1 protein-coding gene and 1 pseudogene are annotated in these 834 nt (G+C 53.7%); both read right to left on the bottom strand.

What is annotated here, in order from left to right; genetic code table 11:
• Positions 1 to 222: 222 nt before the first annotated feature.
• Positions 223 to 726: a nucleotide-binding protein gene (locus EI28_RS12710; protein ID WP_048112761.1), complete on the bottom strand. Its 504-nt coding sequence runs from the start codon at positions 724 to 726 to the stop codon at positions 223 to 225.
• 12 nt (positions 727 to 738) lie between these two features.
• Positions 739 to 834, bottom strand: a pseudogene (locus EI28_RS15175) (formate/nitrite transporter family protein); the annotation flags it as partial.

Below are 834 nucleotides of genomic sequence, written 5' to 3'. Positions count from 1 at the left end.
AGCGGTCATCAGCACCATCGGGATACCCTTCCCGGTGAGCACCCGGATCCATCTCTTCGAGGACTATATCCTGGATCTCAACAGAAAGCCGGCGGCAAAGCCGATAGACGACGGGCTTGAAAAGACGTTTTAGAATAGAAACACGAAGGTGATTCGGGCAGGAAACCGTACCGTTTCCGCCGTCCCTTCACTGAATTGCTTGACGCCCTCCGGGCGTCGGAATTACTGATCGTTCTTGATTTTCCGTATGGAGACGCAGTTGACGACCGCTTCTCCGGTCATGATGTAGCGTTTGACGACGGTTCCGAGCACCTCGACCACATCGCCATTCTGCACGTCTTCTGCCGGCGAGGTGAACATCTTGACCGATATCTCACCGGTCCGGTCGGCGACGAGGTACTGCGGCCGGTTGAGGAACTGGAAGTAGACCCGCTCGACGACACCCTTTATGCGTATCGGTTCGCCGAGCTTGTTTAAATTGATCTCCCGTATCCGGACATTCTTTGCTTCCGCTTCATACATCGGCACCAGCGATGCATACTGCTTCTGGCTCATGTAGTTGAGTGCCATGGGTATGAGAAGCAGCATGGCTGCCGCCGGAACCGTCCAAAACAGCGAGTATATATCCCCGGTTGCGAAGACATACACAGCGATCAGGACAATAAAAAAGAGGAAGACGGCCAGTGTAACGGCCGTCACCCTCACTTTGACATCTCCGATTTGCATCGTCAATCAGGTTTACTTAAGGGCTGCAATTTCCTTTCTGAACGCGACCCAATAGAGAACACCGACGAAGAACAGACCGCCGACGATGTTGCCGAGTGTGACCGGGAT

This window comes from Methanoculleus sp. MH98A (assembly GCF_000691865.1).
Classification (GTDB): domain Archaea; phylum Halobacteriota; class Methanomicrobia; order Methanomicrobiales; family Methanoculleaceae; genus Methanoculleus.
This window is presented reverse-complemented; position numbering and strand designations above follow the sequence as displayed.